This window comes from Pseudomonas sp. zjy_15, assembly GCF_043101865.1.
GTDB lineage: Bacteria > Pseudomonadota > Gammaproteobacteria > Pseudomonadales > Pseudomonadaceae > Aquipseudomonas > Aquipseudomonas putida_Y.
Map to the genome: position 1 here is coordinate 1 of NZ_JBICII010000129.1, position 14862 is coordinate 14862.

13 protein-coding genes are annotated in these 14862 nt (G+C 63.8%); 6 read left to right on the forward strand and 7 right to left on the reverse strand.

Annotation, left to right across the window (positions count from 1 at the left end; genetic code table 11):
* Positions 1-87: 87 nt before the first annotated feature.
* From purD to ACF8EF_RS24200, 3 genes are all read left to right on the forward strand, one after another.
* Entirely contained in the window at positions 88-1383 is a 1296-nt protein-coding gene (gene purD / locus ACF8EF_RS24190; protein WP_003249685.1) for a phosphoribosylamine--glycine ligase, read from the forward strand.
* A 135-nt stretch (positions 1384-1518) separates the two neighbouring features.
* Positions 1519-4290: a response regulator gene (locus tag ACF8EF_RS24195; protein WP_392461718.1), complete on the forward strand. Its 2772-nt coding sequence runs from the start codon at positions 1519-1521 to the stop codon at positions 4288-4290.
* Positions 4291-4366: 76 nt separating this feature from the next.
* Positions 4367-4963 carry a MarC family protein gene (locus ACF8EF_RS24200; RefSeq protein WP_014592545.1) on the forward strand — a complete coding sequence of 199 codons (597 nt, stop codon included), beginning with the start codon at positions 4367-4369 and terminating at the stop codon, positions 4961-4963.
* 40 nt (positions 4964-5003) lie between these two features.
* Here ACF8EF_RS24200 and ACF8EF_RS24205 read toward each other — a convergent pair whose 3' ends face one another.
* From ACF8EF_RS24205 to cobG, 7 genes are all read right to left on the reverse strand, one after another.
* Positions 5004-5660 (reverse strand): hypothetical protein, encoded by a 657-nt coding sequence (locus tag ACF8EF_RS24205; protein ID WP_176683194.1) that lies wholly within the window; start codon positions 5658-5660, stop codon positions 5004-5006.
* Positions 5653-6342 (reverse strand): hypothetical protein, encoded by a 690-nt coding sequence (locus tag ACF8EF_RS24210; RefSeq protein WP_392461720.1) that lies wholly within the window; start codon positions 6340-6342, stop codon positions 5653-5655. Before ACF8EF_RS24210 ends, ACF8EF_RS24205 begins: the two co-directional genes overlap by 8 nt.
* A gap of 51 nt (positions 6343-6393) precedes the next feature.
* Positions 6394-7077 (reverse strand): hypothetical protein, encoded by a 684-nt coding sequence (locus tag ACF8EF_RS24215; RefSeq protein WP_176683192.1) that lies wholly within the window; start codon positions 7075-7077, stop codon positions 6394-6396.
* A gap of 118 nt (positions 7078-7195) precedes the next feature.
* Positions 7196-8893, reverse strand: coding sequence for a precorrin-3B C(17)-methyltransferase (gene cobJ, locus ACF8EF_RS24220; RefSeq protein WP_392461722.1), 1698 nt, complete (start codon positions 8891-8893; stop codon positions 7196-7198).
* Positions 8881-9612 (reverse strand): precorrin-2 C(20)-methyltransferase, encoded by a 732-nt coding sequence (locus ACF8EF_RS24225; protein ID WP_084850691.1) that lies wholly within the window; start codon positions 9610-9612, stop codon positions 8881-8883. Before ACF8EF_RS24225 ends, cobJ begins: the two co-directional genes overlap by 13 nt.
* Positions 9612-10238: a precorrin-8X methylmutase gene (locus tag ACF8EF_RS24230; RefSeq protein ID WP_039613543.1), complete on the reverse strand. Its 627-nt coding sequence runs from the start codon at positions 10236-10238 to the stop codon at positions 9612-9614. The genes ACF8EF_RS24225 and ACF8EF_RS24230 overlap by 1 nt, the downstream gene beginning before the upstream one ends.
* Positions 10231-11562, reverse strand: a complete 1332-nt coding sequence (gene cobG / locus ACF8EF_RS24235; protein ID WP_392461724.1) for a precorrin-3B synthase — start codon at positions 11560-11562, stop codon at positions 10231-10233. The genes ACF8EF_RS24230 and cobG overlap by 8 nt, the downstream gene beginning before the upstream one ends.
* Before the next feature lie 243 nt (positions 11563-11805).
* On the opposite strand from cobG, the gene cbiE reads away from it, so the two are divergent.
* Genes cbiE through ACF8EF_RS24250 form a run of 3 tightly spaced genes read left to right on the forward strand, consistent with a single transcriptional unit; the run spans position 11806 to position 14820 of the window.
* The gene (gene cbiE / locus ACF8EF_RS24240; protein ID WP_392461726.1) at positions 11806-13017 is read left to right on the forward strand and encodes a precorrin-6y C5,15-methyltransferase (decarboxylating) subunit CbiE; all 1212 of its coding nucleotides are present in this window, start codon (positions 11806-11808) and stop codon (positions 13015-13017) included.
* A complete protein-coding gene (locus ACF8EF_RS24245) occupies positions 13010-14104 on the forward strand; it encodes a cobalt-precorrin-5B (C(1))-methyltransferase (protein WP_392461728.1) in 1095 nt (364 codons plus the stop codon). Before cbiE ends, ACF8EF_RS24245 begins: the two co-directional genes overlap by 8 nt.
* Entirely contained in the window at positions 14101-14820 is a 720-nt protein-coding gene (locus tag ACF8EF_RS24250) for a cobalt-precorrin-6A reductase (RefSeq protein WP_392461730.1), read from the forward strand. Before ACF8EF_RS24245 ends, ACF8EF_RS24250 begins: the two co-directional genes overlap by 4 nt.
* Positions 14821-14862: the final 42 nt, after the last annotated feature.

A 14862-nucleotide genomic window follows, 5' to 3' on the forward strand; every position in this document is an offset into this window, starting at 1 on the left:
TGGTGGATTCACCGCCGCATTCGCGGGCAAGCCCGCTCCCACAGTGTTCGGCGCAAGCCACGGGATCACTTGAATCGAGGTTTTGACATGAAAGTTTTGATCATCGGCAGCGGCGGCCGTGAGCACGCCCTGGCCTGGAAAGTCGCCCAGGACCCACGCGTCGAGAAAGTCTTCGTTGCACCGGGCAACGCCGGTACCGCCATTGAAGCCAAGTGCGAGAACGTCGCCATCGACGTGTGCGCCCTGGAACAATTGGCCGACTTCGCCGAGAAAAACGTCGACCTGACCATCGTCGGCCCGGAAGCACCGCTGGTTATCGGCGTGGTCGACCTGTTCCGCAGCCGCGGCCTCGACTGCTTCGGCCCAACCAAGGGCGCGGCCCAGCTGGAAGGCTCCAAGGCCTTCACCAAGGACTTCCTGGCGCGTCACAAGATCCCGACCGCCGACTACCAGAATTTCACCGAGATCGAGCCAGCGCTGGCCTACCTGCAGGAAAAAGGCGCGCCAATCGTGATCAAGGCGGACGGCCTGGCGGCAGGCAAAGGCGTGATCGTCGCGATGACGCTGGAAGAAGCCGAAGCAGCCGTGCGTGACATGCTGGCTGGCAACGCCTTCGGTGAAGCCGGTTCGCGCGTCGTGATCGAAGAGTTTCTCGACGGCGAGGAAGCCAGCTTCATCGTCATGGTCGACGGCCATAATGTGCTGCCCATGGCCACCAGCCAGGACCACAAGCGCGTCGGCGACCAGGACACCGGCCCGAACACGGGCGGCATGGGCGCCTACTCCCCTGCCCCGGTCGTCACCGCCGACGTGCACCAGCGCGTGATGGACCAGGTGATCTGGCCAACCGTGCGCGGCATGGCCGAAGAAGGTAACGTCTACACCGGCTTCCTCTACGCAGGCCTGATGATCGACAAGGCGGGCAACCCCAAGGTCATCGAGTTCAACTGCCGCTTCGGCGACCCGGAAACCCAGCCGGTCATGCTGCGCCTGGAGTCGAGCCTGGTACTGCTGGTGGAAGCTGCATTCGCCAAGGCCCTGGACAAGGTCGAAGCACAGTGGGACCCGCGCCCGAGCCTGGGCGTGGTCCTGGCAGCGGGCGGTTACCCGGGCGACTACGCCAAGGGCGACGTGATCAACGGCCTGGATGCTGCCGCCAAGATCGAAGGCAAGGTATTCCATGCCGGTACTGCGCTCAAGGATGGCAAGGTAACCACCAACGGCGGGCGTGTGCTGTGTGCCACCGCCATGGGCAGCACCGTTGCCGACGCGCAGCAGCAGGCTTATCGCCTGGCCAAGGAAGTCAGCTGGAACGGCAGCTTCTACCGTTCCGACATTGGCTATCGGGCCATCGCCCGCGAGCGCGGTGAGCACCAGCAGTAAGTACTACCGGTTTGCCGTAGCTGATTCAGCTTGCGGCATCCGGCTCGTCGACAGGGCCCTGCATGGGCCTTGCCTTCGACTTGGCGCGCCGCGCATAGTGAGTACCCGGCACATCGGCCAAGAAGGGATTTCGTAGTGCGTCGGCTTCGGATTGCCTCAGCTCTGATCGTCAGCTTGCTGACCCTGCTCTGCATGTTTCCGGCTGCGGCCGAACATGACGGTGGCTGGACCGTTCTGCTCGACGAACAGGCCAACCTGCAACTGAGCGATGTGCGCTCCGAGCGCTATCGCAACCAGTTCAGCCCACTGCCTCTCGCCGACCTTGATGCTGCCCCGGCTGGGCAGGCCTTGTGGTTGCACTATCGTCTGGCACCAGGTGACCAGGAGCAACTGCTGCGGGTATTTGCCCCGGACCTTTCTGGCCTGGACCTCTACGCCCTCGAAGGCGAGCAACTTCTGCGTCAGCTGCACCACGGGCGCCAGGCCGGCAATGCCAGCCCGACCCTGCGCGGTAGCGACCATGTATTGCCCCTGCCCAACAGCAGGCAACCGCTGGACATCTACCTGCGCCTGGTCTCAGAGCACCAGCTGCGGCCGGCCATCAGCCTTGAGCCTGCGGCAGAGGCCGCCTCGGACCAACGCCAGCCGCTGCTGTTCGGCATGCTGTTCGGCGGCCTGATCATGCTGATCATGCACAACCTGATCCGCTTCCTCTACACCCGCTCCAGCACCTCCCTGATCCTGGCGCTGTACCACGCCCTGATGCTGCTCAGCGGCCTGATCCTGCTGAACCTCAGCGGCCCCTGGTGGCATGTGTGGCACAGTGCACAAACACCTGCCGCCTACCTGACACTGGTCCTGGCCGGCCTGTCAGGGCTGTATTTCACTCAACATTTCTTTTCGCCATGCAATTCGCCACGGCTTAATCGCTTGCTGCAGGGTGAGATGCTGATCGTCGGGCTCAGTGGCCTGGTGCTGCTGTTCGTCGATACCCTGCCTCTGAACCTGATGACCTACGCCCTGATGGCGCTGGGCAGCGTGAGCATGCTGCTGGTCAGCAGCTACCACTGGTACAAGGGCTATGCACCCGGACGCCTGTTCAGCCTGGCCATGGTGGTGTTCAACCTCGGAGGCCTGGTACTGCTGCCCGCCCTGCTGGGGCTGACACGCACCTCGACACCCTGGCTGCTGTCTATCCTGCTGGGCCTGACCGTGGTCAGTGGCCTGCTGCTCAACCTGGCAGTCAGTGAACGGCTGCGGCGTATAAGCGAGGAGCGTTTCAGCGCCAGCCGTGCGCTGGCCGCCAGCGATGCGGAAATCAACGCCAAAGCCGAGTTCCTGGCCAAGATCAGCCACGAAATCCGCACCCCAATGAACGGCGTGCTAGGCATGACTGAATTGCTGCTGGGCACACCGCTGTCGGTGAAGCAGCGTGATTATGTGCAGACCATCCACAGCGCCGGCAACGAGCTGCTGACGCTGATCAACGAAATTCTGGACATTTCCAAGCTGGAATCCCGGCAGATCGAGCTGGATGATGTGCAGTTCGACCTCAACGCGCTGATCGAGGATTGCCTGAACATCTTCCGCGCCAAGGCCGAGCAACAGAACATCGAGTTGATCAGCTTCACCCAGCCACAAGTACCGCGGGTTATCAGCGGAGACCCGACGCGCCTGCGCCAGGCCTTGTCGAGCCTGCTGGAAAACGCCCTGAAAAACACCGACCAGGGCGAGATCCTGCTGGTGGTGGCGCTGGATCAACGCGGCGAGGTGCCACGCCTGCGTATCGCCGTGCAGGACAGCGGCGAGCCGTTGCCCGCCGCCGACCGTGAAGCCTTGTTGCAGGCCGAGCTGCACAGCCACCACTTCCTTTCCAGCAACAAGCTGGGCGGCCACCTGGGGCTGGTCATCGCCAAACAGCTGATCGGTCTGATGCAGGGCGAGTTCGGCATCAAGAGCAGCACCGGCATGGGCAATACCCTGTGGCTGACCTTACCGCTGGACCCTTCGCGCCTGGAACAGCCACCGGCGGACCTCGACAGCCCACTGCGCGATGCCCGCGTGCTGGTGGTGGACGACAACGACACGTGCCGCAAGGTGCTTGTACAGCAGTGCAGCGCCTGGGGCATGAACGTCAGCGCGGTGCCGTCAGGCAAGGAGGCCCTGGCCCTTTTGCGCACCAAGGCGCACCTGCGCGACTACTTCGACGCGGTGCTGCTGGACCAGAACATGCCCGGCATGACCGGCATGCAACTGGCCGCCAAGATCAAGGAAGACCCGAGCCTGAACCACGACATCCTGGTGGTGATGCTCACCGGCATCAGCAATGCGCCGAGCAAAGTCATCGCGCGCAACGCCGGGGTCAAGCGAATACTGGCCAAGCCGGTGGCCGGGTATACGTTGAAGACCACCCTGGCCGAGGAACTGGCCCAGCGCGGCCGCGAACAAGCGATGCCTGCCAGCCTGCCTGGCGTCCCGCAGGCGCTGGACCTGCCAGGCGACTTCCGCGTGCTGGTCGCCGAAGACAACAGCATCTCGACCAAGGTGATCCGCAGTATGCTCGGCAAGCTCAACCTCAAGCCCGATACCGCCTGCAATGGCGAAGAGGCCTTGCAGGCAATGAAAACGCAGCATTATGACTTGGTGTTGATGGACTGCGAGATGCCGATATTGGACGGTTTTTCGGCCACCCAGCAGTTACGGGCCTGGGAGGCTGAAAACCAGCGCCAGCGCACGCCGGTGGTGGCACTGACTGCGCACATACTGGCCGAACACAAGGAACGCGCGCGGCTGGCGGGCATGGACGGACACATGGCCAAGCCGGTGGAGTTGTCGCAGTTACGCGAGCTGATTCAATACTGGGCCAATCACCGGGAAGTCAAGGTGGACCCGGCACATACGTCCTGACCGATAGCCAATGCTCTTGCAGGAGCGGCCTCGCGAAACAAGGCCGCCCCGGCATAACCCCCAAGGAACAGTGCTCATGCTCCATGAGTTGTTCAGCGTCTACCTGAAAATGCTCGTGCTCTACAGCCCGTTCTTCGTGCTGTCGTGTTTCATCAGCCTGACCCGTGGCCACTCCAGCAAGGAGCGCAAGCAACTGGCCTGGAAGGTCGCGTTCGCAGCCTTGGTCGCCAGCGTGATGCTGTACCTGTTCGGGCGGGCGATCTTCGGTATTTTCGGCATCACCGCCGATGCCTTCCGCATCGGTGCCGGCAGCGTGCTGTTCATTTCGGCCCTGGGCATGGCCCAGGGCAAGCCGGCGGTACAGGCCGACAACGTACAGCAGGATGTGACCATCGTACCGCTGACCATTCCGCTGACGGTTGGCCCAGGCACCATCGGTGCCCTGTTGGTAATGGGGGTGAGCCAACCGCACTGGGATGAAAAACTGCTGGCCATCGTCAGCATTGCCCTGGCCAGCTTTACCGTAGGCCTGGTGCTGTATCTATCGCACGGTATCGAGCGCCTGCTCGGTGACCAGGGTTTGCAAATTGTCAGCCGCCTGATGGGGCTCTTCGTCTGCGCCCTGGCAGCACAGATCATCTTTACCGGGATTCGCGGCTACCTGCTGCCCTAGGGTACAGAGCCAAAGCTGTCCAGACCGGTAGGCCGGAGGCCTACAACTGCAGCTCAAGGATAGCCTTGCCATTTTGCTTGTCGACGCTGGCCTGGGCCCGCTTGCGGTAGTCTTCGCGAAACCCCTGCAAGTTGAAGTGGATCACTTCGACACGCATGTCCAGGATTTTGACTTCACTGTTCAACTGCATGAACAAGAAGCCCTTGGAAGTCTTTTTCATCGACATTTCCATGTGAACCAACACCATGTCGATGAAGCCGCTCGACTGCTGGGAGCAAGGCAGCAACTGAAAGCGTCCGACCGCTTTGGAGACTGCCCTGGATTCAAACGCGGTCAATGCCTGGCTGTCATTGCGCAGTGCCTGAAGCGACGACTGGGCAGATTGATGATGACCGGCGGAGCCTTTCTGACGAACCTGGGCAAGCGCCTGCTCGGCAAGGCTGGCCCTGTCCGGCCCCGGTCGAGTCGCCGTGGGCGCGAGCTTGCCATCAAAGCCCAGAAACGCAAGGTTACGCCAGTAGTTCCTGAACCAGTCCGGCTCCAGGCCTTCATTAAAGTCCCCCCAGGCTACTTGCTGGGCAAACGCATTGGCCAACAGGATGTCGTCACGGGCTTCGCGGCTAACACCTGGCAAGAATGACAGCAGGCTGCTGTGGACGAGTTTGCCACTGGCGGCATCTTGATTGAACTCACTCATTGTCGACTCCTGATGTTGTCGCAAGTTTGACCTGGCTGCGATACTGCAATTGCTTGACCTTGATTGAGTCATGCAAGCCTGCACTTATCGAACTGATCACTTTTCCATGGGTGAAATAATTGGCGTCGAACTGCTGAGCGGGATGGGCACTTGCAAGTTCCAGCGGCTGCCACAGCCAATCCATCGCCACATGCTCTGCTGTGCTAAAGCCCAACTCGGTACTGATAACGCCTGAATCAGCCAGTATCAGGCGCAACTCCATACGTACATGGCTCACGCCTTTATCATCCGGGGGCCGAACACACTCCACCCATAACAACTGTTCAATAGCGCCGTCTGGCTGGGCGGCGTAAGCGTCGAGGCATTTGCCTACCGGCCCCTGAAGGGCGCTTGGCAGAGCTGCCAAGAGATTGATCCGCAGCATCTTCCACGGTTCACAGGCCACTGCGGATACAGCAGGCGCGGCGCCGGAATGCAAGGTCGCGACAGTGCAGCCGAAGTTACCCTGAATTCGCAGATATTCCTTGTGCCACACAGCGTCCTGAATGGCGTGACCCTTGTTAGCAGTCAGGTAGGCTGCCAGCTGAACATCCAACAACGCTTCTGCTCGTGAAGCACTGACGGAGTTGTCGATCAATACCAGGCTATTGCCGTTCAACCACAAAGTGTAATTGGCGTGCATCAGTATGCCCTCCAGGCCCGTCGACGCCGTGTCGACAGGCCAACTTCATAGTCAGAGTTCCAGTGCCAGCAGAACCTGCAGGGCATTGTCGTCAAGTTTGGTTTCTACAATGGCGCGAATTTTGTCGTATCGGCGGCTATCGAAATTCAACACTGCACCACAGGCAAAATTGGAGGTGCCGCTGCTTTCCCACTTGGCCAGAAGATAGTTGGCAGCCTTGTCAGGCTTGGCGTCGGTCTGGATTGCACTGACAAGCATCGCCACCTGCCCTTCGCCGGTTTGCTCGCACTTGACCAGGCTCAGCTCGGTTCGGTCATCTTCCACCGACTTGCGGTCGAGCAACTCGACGTTTTTGGTGCTGGCGGCCAAGGCTGAAACAACTGTTTTGCCGAGATTGTCCAGGGCGGTTGCCACATCGCCAGTGAAAACGCCATATGCCGCCTGCAAGCCCTTGCCCAGCAGGTTGCTGATCTCAAGGTGCATATTGCGTTCAGTGAGCTGCTGTACGTCGACATTGGTTGACGCCCAGCCCATCTTGGACATCAGGTAGATGTAGTGCTTGAACCAGAGCTGCGTCTCACGGACAGGATCATGCTGCCTGTTGGCACCTTGCGTTGCCAGGGCATGACAAGCTTTTGCAGCATCGCGGTTTTGCTCACCCATTTGGTCGGGGAACACGAACAGATTCTTGTCCGGCAGAACCTGAAGCTGCAGCTTCTCTTTATCGGTCGTCATGGGAAAGGTCTCCAGGAAGGGTACGGTTGAAGCCAAATGGCTCCAGCCGCAAACCTACCTGTGCCCTTTGCATCAATCTGCCACGAAGCAGTTCCTCACCTGCCCGGGCTTCCGCCGCTTACGGCTTTGCGCCATACCAGCGCGGGGTATACACCCAGAGCCCGCCAGCTGCGCGGTCGAACGTGCAGGTAGTGGAAGATCCAACCAGTACCATGGTGCGCATGTCGACCATTTCTGGCAGCAGCTCGGCCAAGGTGACGACCTTCAGCGTCTGCCCCGGCCTACCGATGTCACGGCCAAGGACTACAGGCGTGTTCCCGTCACGGTGTCGGCGCACAACCTCCAGGGCCACACCGAGCTGGTGCGGCCTGGCCTTGGAGATCGGGTTGTAGAAGGCCAGCACCAGGTCGGCCTGGGCAGCCAGGTCCAGGCGTTTTTCAATGATCGACCAGGGCTTGAGGTTGTCCGACAGCGACATGACGCAGAAGTCATGCCCCAGCGGTGCTCCCGCCTGGGCGGCGGTTGCCAGCGAGGCAGAAACCCCCGGCAGGATCTGCAGGTCGACGCGATGCCAGGCGGGGTCACTGGATTCGTGCAGCGCTTCGAGCACCGCAGCAGCCATGGCGAAAACGCCCGGGTCACCCGACGACACCACCACCACCGAACGGCCTTGGGCTGCCAGTTCGAAAGCATGTCGGGCGCGCTGCATCTCTTCGCGGTTGTCGGTGCAGTGCAGCACCTGGTCGCTGCGGAACGGGCCAGCCATGCGCACGTAAGTTTCGTAACCGAGCACATCTTCGGCCTGCGCAAGTTCGGCCTTGACTGCCGGCACCATCAGTTCCGCCGCACCTGGGCCAAGGCCGATGACCGCCAGGCGACCGCGACGGCGGCCGACCTGCGCTACGTTGACCGGGGCAGGCGCCACCGCGACCACGACTTCTTCAATCGCTATCAACTCGGCATCGGGCACCGCCGCAGCGACCATGCTGGCCACATCGCCTGCGCTGGTGGCGAAGCGCAAGGGGACACCCAGAGCCTGCGCAGCTTCGTGCAACGCGCTGTCGGCCATGGTTCGCTCGTCTGCCAGCACGCAGGCTACCGAGGGCTCGGCGATGCCGGCCTGCTGCAGTGCTGCGCGAATACTGTGCAGATTGCCACCTGCAACGCCCACCACCACCAGGCGCGGGTAGATCAGCAGCTCGTCGCGGTTGGCCGGGCGCGCCTGATGCCCCACATGGATGGTGCGCTGCGCCGCTTCGCTGGCGGGCAACTGCGCCAGCTGCAGCCACGGGGCGTTACCTTCGATGCGCACAGACTCACCCGCCAGCAAGTCGGATACAAAGCGCTTGCCTTGCTCGATGTCGGCCAATGCATAGCCCTGCGGCGGGTTCAGCAGGCAAGTACCGAAGCGCAGCTCGCCACTGGTGGTGATGGCCGCGGAAACGCCCAGTGCGTCAGCGATTTCGCGCGCCATCACGTTCACCCCACCGAGGCCTCCGAGCAACGGCACTACCGCGCTACCATCCTCGGCCACGGCCAGTACTGGCGGCTCGCTGCCCTTCTCGCTGAGCAGACTGGCCAGGCTGCGGATGACAATGCCCGCGGCACACAACGCGATGATCGGCGTGTCTTGCTGGTACAACCCACGCAGGGTATCGCCAAACGACGCGTACGACTGGTCCGCACCCTCGACACGCCCTTCGAGGCCATGGATCGTGGCCTGTGGATAACATGCCTGGATACGCTGCGCCGTCGCAAGGCTGCCCCGGCCAAGAATGACGATGGCCGGTGCCTTGTGCATGTTCAGCCCTGCCATTTTTCCCCCGGCACGATGATCAGCGAGAAGTAGGGCGACGACTGCGGGTCGACCTGGTCCAGCGGCACGATCTTCTGGTTGGCCATGGTCGCCCGCTCCACATACAGCGCACGCCGATCCAGGCCCAGTTCGGCCAGCACTTCGCGCACCTTGGGGAAGTTGCGTCCAAGTTTCATGATCACCGCTGCATCGGCGTCGGCCAGACGGCGCTTGAGCTCTTCGGCGGGCAACACGCCAGACAACACCGACAGGCTCTGGTTGCGGTACACCAGCGGCGCCCCCAGCACCGAAGCGCCACCGAGCATCGAGCAGACACCGGGAATCACTTCGGCCTCATAGCGCTGCGCCAGGCGGTCATGCAAGTACATGTAGGAGCCATAGAAGAACGGGTCGCCTTCGCAAATCACCGCCACGTCGCGGCCGGCATCCAGGTGCTCGGCCACCTGTACGCTGGCTTCGTCGTAGAAGTCGCTGATCACTTGCTCATAGGACAGCGGCGCCGGCAGCACTTCGGTGGTGACCGGGTAGACCAGCGGCAGCAAGGTCTGCTCGGGCTGCAGGTGCGCCTCGATAATGCCGAAGGCATTGCCACGCTTGCCCTTGGCCACGAAGTAGCCGACCACCGGCGCCTCACGCAACAGGCGCAGGGCCTTGAGGGTAATCAGTTCAGGATCGCCAGGGCCCACACCCAGGCCAAGCAGCCGTCCACGCGGGGCCATCATTCCACCTCCGTAGCCAGGGCGTTGACCGCCGCAGCGGCCATCGCGCTGCCGCCCAGGCGGCCTTGCATGATCACGAACGGCACGCCACGGCTGTCGGCGGCGAGCATGGCCTTGGACTCGGCAGCGCCGACGAAACCGACCGGGAAACCGAGGATGAGCGCCGGTTTGGGCGCGCCGGCATCAAGCATTTCCAACAGGTAGAACAGCGCGGTAGGGGCATTGCCGATGACCACCACGCTGCCCTCCAGGTAAGGGCGCCACAGTTCCAGGGCTACGGCGGAGCGGGTGTTGCCGGCATCTTTGGCCAGGCCCGGCACGCTCGGGTCACGCAGGGTGCAGATGACTTTGTTGTCGGCTGGCAGGCGGGCCCGGGTGATGCCTTCGGCCACCATGTGCGCATCGCACAGGATCGGCGCGCCGTTGAGCAGCGCCTCGCGCCCGGCCCGGCCGGCACCTTCGGAGAACTGCAGGCCATCGATGGCATCGACCATGCCACAGGCGTGGATCACGCGCACGGCGAGCTTTTCAAGGTCTGCGGGGATCCGCTCGAGTCGGGCTTCCTCACGGATGATCCGGAAGGAATTGCGATAGATCTCCTGACCATCGCGGATGTAGTCAATCATCAAGGTGCTCCGTCGGCAGGTCGAGCATGGCGCCTGCTTCATTCAAGGTAAGGTCGGTGGCGCGCAGGGCACCGAAACCCGGCTGGCGCGCATCACGCAGGTACAGGTCGTAACGGCCCGGCGAACGGGCCAGCAAAGTGGCCGGGGCAACATGGGCCACAGCACAGGAACGGGGGCAGCCGGACAGGTGCACGCTGGCCGGCACGCCAGGGCCCAGCAGCGCGGCCAGGACAACGGCGTCGGCCTTGGTCTCGGCAAGGGCCTTGGCGCAGCCGCTGGCACCGGTGCAGGCGCTGATACGCGCCAGGGGTTCATGGTCGTGGCACAGCAACCCCAGCGCAGACAGTTCGGCCAAGGCCTGATCGAGGTGTTGTTCTTGCAGGTTGGTCAGCACCAGGCTTTGCCAAGGGCTAAGGCGCATACTGGCATCGCCCAGTTCACGGGCAATACGTGCGGCGCCACGCAGCATCGCGGGGGTCAGGCGGCCTTGCGGCGGGGCAACGCCAAGGGCAATACCCTGCGCCTGGGGCAGCCTGCCCAACCACGAGGCGCGGTGCTGTTTACGCCGCCATGTGAGCACGGCGGCATCGCGGCGGATGTCCAGACCGAGCCCAGCGACAAAATCGGCTGTCGGGTACACCTCAAGCAGCTGGCGCATGCGCGTCTGCGTCGGGGATGCCAGATCGAGGAAGCGATCCAGCACGGCGCGCACCAGCATCAGGCCCTGCGCCAGCGGCACCGCACCGAGCGCCTGGCCCTCTGCCGGGCAACCTGCCAGGCCAAACACCAGCCAGGTCTGCTGGTCCAGGTGCAGGGGCGACAGCCACAGGTCATGAGGGTGCTCGAGCATCGCCAGGCGCTCGCCTGCATCCAGCTGCACAGCGAACTTGGCCGACAGCTGGTGAAAGCGCGGAGTACCTTCCAGCAGGTGGAGGATCTGCCCGGCCAGCGGCCTGGCGTCCAGCAGCATGAGCGGATCATGCCCGGCCAGCGGGCTGAGCATCACGTTGCGCACATCGTCACCCGCGGCGTCGCGTGGTCCCAGGCCGGCTGCGAGCAGTGCCTCGACCAAAGCGCGATGCTCGCTGCCAATGCCGCGAATCTGCAGGTTGCCACGGTTGGTGGCCTCGATCACGCCGCCAGCAAAGCGCTCGGCCGCCGCCGCCACGGCTTCGGCCTGCTCGGCCAGCAGCAGGCCACCCGGCAGCTTGATACGGCAGATGCCGCCATCACGGGCACTGACGATGCGCCAAAACCCCGGGCAGGCCGAGGGGCGAGGGATGACAGTGGGGGCTTCGGCCTGGGTCAATGGGGTGTCCGGCAATCTGTGAAAGTGCGCTTGAGTGTAGAAGGCGCGGTATTATGCCTGCTTTGTCCGGCGGCATGAAAAGCCGGTGGTCGAGCACCCTCGGCGATCAAGTAGAAATTCAGGACCGCGTCGCCTTCTTCGCGGGCTCGCCCGCTCCCACAGGATCACTGCAGGCCGCACATGCTGCACTGTATCTGTAGGAACGGGCTTGCCCGCGAAGCGGCGCGAAGCGGCCCCAAAAATGGCGGATTGAAATACATGACACCCTGGCTGACGGTAGTAGGCATCGGCGAAGACGGCTTCAGCGGCCTGGGCAAACAGGCCCGGCGCGCCCTGCTTGGCGCTGGGCGGGTCTTCGGTAGCCCGCGCCAGCTGGCCCTGCTGCCACGTTGCGTGACCGCTGAACAACTGGCCTGGCCCAGCCCGTTCTCGCTGGCCCCGGTGTTGAGCCTGCGTGGCGAGCCGGTGTGCGTGCTGGCCAGCGGCGACCCCATGTTCTACGGCGTCGGCGCCAGCCTGGCGCGCCAGGTGCCTGCTGCAGAAATGCGCGTGCTGTCGATGCCCTCTTCCTGCGCCCTGGCCGCTGCCCGCCTGGGCTGGCCGCTGCAAGACCTGCAGGTGGTGTCGCTGGTGGCCCGCCCCCTGACAGCGCTCAATGCCCACTTGCACAGCGGCATGCGCCTGCTGGTGCTGAGCAACGATGGCGATAGCCCGGCGGCAATTGCCGCGCAGTTGCGCGAGCAAGGCTTCGGCCCAAGCCGCCTGCAGGTGTTCGAGCACCTGGGGGGCGTGAACGAACGTGCACTGGCCGGCACCGCCCAGGACTGGCCGCACACCGGTATCGCGGCGCTCAACCTGGTAGCCATCGAATGCCTGGCTACGCCCGATGCGCCCCGCCTGCACCGGCTGGCCGGGTTGCCAGACGCCGCATTCCGGCACGATGGCCAGTTGACCAAGCGTGATGTCCGCGCCATCACTCTGGCGCGCCTGGCACCGCAGCCTGGCGAACTGTTGTGGGATGTGGGCGCGGGCTGTGGCTCGATCGGCATCGAATGGATGCGCGCCCATCCGGCATGCCGGGCCCTGGCCATCGAGGCCGACGAAGGTCGCCAGGGTTTGATCGAGCATAACCGCGATGCACTGGGTGTACCTGGCCTGCAACTGGTTCGCGGCAAGGCGCCAGCGGCGCTGCAAGGCCTGGAGCAACCGGATGCGATCTTCATCGGAGGTGGCGTTACCCGCGAAGGTGTACTGGACCTGTGCTGGGCAAGCCTGCGCCCCGGCGGCCGCCTGGTGGCCAATGCCGTCACCCTGCAAAGCGAACTGGCCCTGGCGCACTTTCGCGAACAGCACGGCGGTGAGCTGACCCGCATCCATGTCGCGCATGCCCAGCCCTTGGGTGCGTTCGACACCTGGCGCCAGGCACTGCCGATCACCCTCCTGGAAGTATTGAAACCCGCCGATGCGTGAAGAAACCCGCGAACAACCCGCGCCTCTGCGCAGCGGCCTTACCACCGGCAGCTGCGCCACCGCTACCAGCCTGGCAGCGGCCAAGCTGCTGCTCACCGGGCAGCGTGACGATGCGGTGGACATCACCCTGCCCAAAGGCAAGGTCGTGCAGATGCGCCTGGAGTTCTGCCGCCTGATCGGCGGGTACGCCGAAGCCGGCACGCTCAAGGATGCGGGTGACGACCCGGACGTGACCCACGGCGCCCTGCTCTATACCCAGGTGCGCCTGCTGGCGGAACCTGGCATTGGTTTTGTCGCCGGCAGCGGCGTGGGCACGGTGACCCGGCCAGGGCTGGTGCTGGCGGTGGGTGAACCGGCCATCAACCCGGTGCCTCGGCGCATGATCAGTGAACACCTGCAACGCCTGGCCGACGCGTGCGGCTACCTTGGCGGCTTCGAAGTCACGGTCAATGTGCAAGGTGGCGAGCAACTGGCCCTGAAAACCATGAACCCGCGCCTGGGCATCCTCGGCGGGCTGTCGATCCTCGGCACCAGCGGAATCGTCCGGCCGTTCTCCTGCGCAGCCTACATTGCGTCGATCCACCAAGGCATCGACGTGGCCCACACCAACGGCTACACGCACATCGCCGCGTGCACCGGCAATGCCAGCGAAGACACCATGCGCCGCGTCTACGGTCTGCCGGAAATCGCCCTGATCGAAATGGGCGATTTCGTCGGCGCGGTGCTCAAGCACCTGCGCAAGGTACCGGTGCCGCGCCTGACCCTGTGCGGCGGCTTCGGCAAGATCAGCAAACTGGCCGCCGGGCACATGGACCTGCACAGTCGTCACTCCAGCATCGACTTGCCGCAACTGGCCGGTTGGGCCGCAGACATTGGCGCTGACGAAGCGTTACAGGCCGCCATCATTGCTGCCAACACCAGCCAGCAAGCGCTCGCCCTGGCTCATGCGGCCGGCATTGCCTTGGGTGACGCGGTGTGTGCCCACGCCCTGGCCTTTGCCCGTAGCGTCGTGCCGGCGCAGGTGCAAGTGGAAGTGTTCGCCATCGACCGCCAAGGCGGCATCGTCGGCCAGGCGGGTGTGCAATGACCGCGCGCATCCTGTTGCTGGGGGGGGTCACTGAAGCCCTGGCTATGGCCCGCCGGCTCGGGCCTCGACATGTCTATAGCCTGGCTGGCATAGGCCGCGTGCCGCAGGGCCTGCAATGCCAGGTGCGGGTCGGGGGCTATGGCGGTGTCGAGGGCCTGACCCGCTACCTGCGCGAAGCGGGTATCACCCTGCTGATCGACGCCACCCATCCCTATGCCGCGCAAATCAGCCGCAATGCCGCCAGCGCCGCACACAACGCCGGCATCCCGTGCTGGGCCTTGCGTCGTCCGGCCTGGCAGGCGCAAGCAGGGGACGACTGGCGAGAAGTCGACGATTGGGCAGGGTTGATCGAAGCACTGAAGCCGTTCCGCAGGCCGCTGTTCACGCTGGGCCGTGAGCCGCTACAGCACCTGGATGAGATTCCGCCGGAGCAGTTCTGGACCCTTCGAGCGCTTGAGGCGTGCCCTGGCAACGAGCGCTGTGAAGTGATTGGCGCACGTGGGCCGTTCCATATCGAGGATGAGCGGGCGTTGTTCCAGAGCCGCCACATCGATGTGCTGATCAGCAAGAACAGCGGCAGTGTGGCGACCGAGCCGAAGCTGGAAGTGGCGCGGGAGCTTGGCGTGCCGGTGCTTGTCCTAAAACGTCCGACGCTGCCGGAGGTGGACCGGGCATTCGACTCACTGGCGGATCTGGCAACCGCGCTCGCCCTTTAGGTGCTGCCTTTTCGCTGCCCAAAGGCGCTCCTACAACGATTT

Coding starts and splice junctions, on each gene's coding strand:
- ACF8EF_RS24210 (WP_392461720.1), bottom strand. CDS start 6,342: ATGCACGCCAATTACACTTTGTGGTTGAACGGCAATAGCCTGGTATTG.
- ACF8EF_RS24225 (WP_084850691.1), bottom strand. CDS start 9,612: ATGGCCCCGCGTGGACGGCTGCTTGGCCTGGGTGTGGGCCCTGGCGAT.
- cobJ (WP_392461722.1), bottom strand. CDS start 8,893: ATGGCAGGGCTGAACATGCACAAGGCACCGGCCATCGTCATTCTTGGC.
- ACF8EF_RS24200 (WP_014592545.1), top strand. CDS start 4,367: ATGCTCCATGAGTTGTTCAGCGTCTACCTGAAAATGCTCGTGCTCTAC.
- cbiE (WP_392461726.1), top strand. CDS start 11,806: ATGACACCCTGGCTGACGGTAGTAGGCATCGGCGAAGACGGCTTCAGC.
- ACF8EF_RS24250 (WP_392461730.1), top strand. CDS start 14,101: ATGACCGCGCGCATCCTGTTGCTGGGGGGGGTCACTGAAGCCCTGGCT.
- ACF8EF_RS24245 (WP_392461728.1), top strand. CDS start 13,010: ATGCGTGAAGAAACCCGCGAACAACCCGCGCCTCTGCGCAGCGGCCTT.
- ACF8EF_RS24215 (WP_176683192.1), bottom strand. CDS start 7,077: ATGACGACCGATAAAGAGAAGCTGCAGCTTCAGGTTCTGCCGGACAAG.
- ACF8EF_RS24205 (WP_176683194.1), bottom strand. CDS start 5,660: ATGAGTGAGTTCAATCAAGATGCCGCCAGTGGCAAACTCGTCCACAGC.
- purD (WP_003249685.1), top strand. CDS start 88: ATGAAAGTTTTGATCATCGGCAGCGGCGGCCGTGAGCACGCCCTGGCC.
- ACF8EF_RS24230 (WP_039613543.1), bottom strand. CDS start 10,238: ATGATTGACTACATCCGCGATGGTCAGGAGATCTATCGCAATTCCTTC.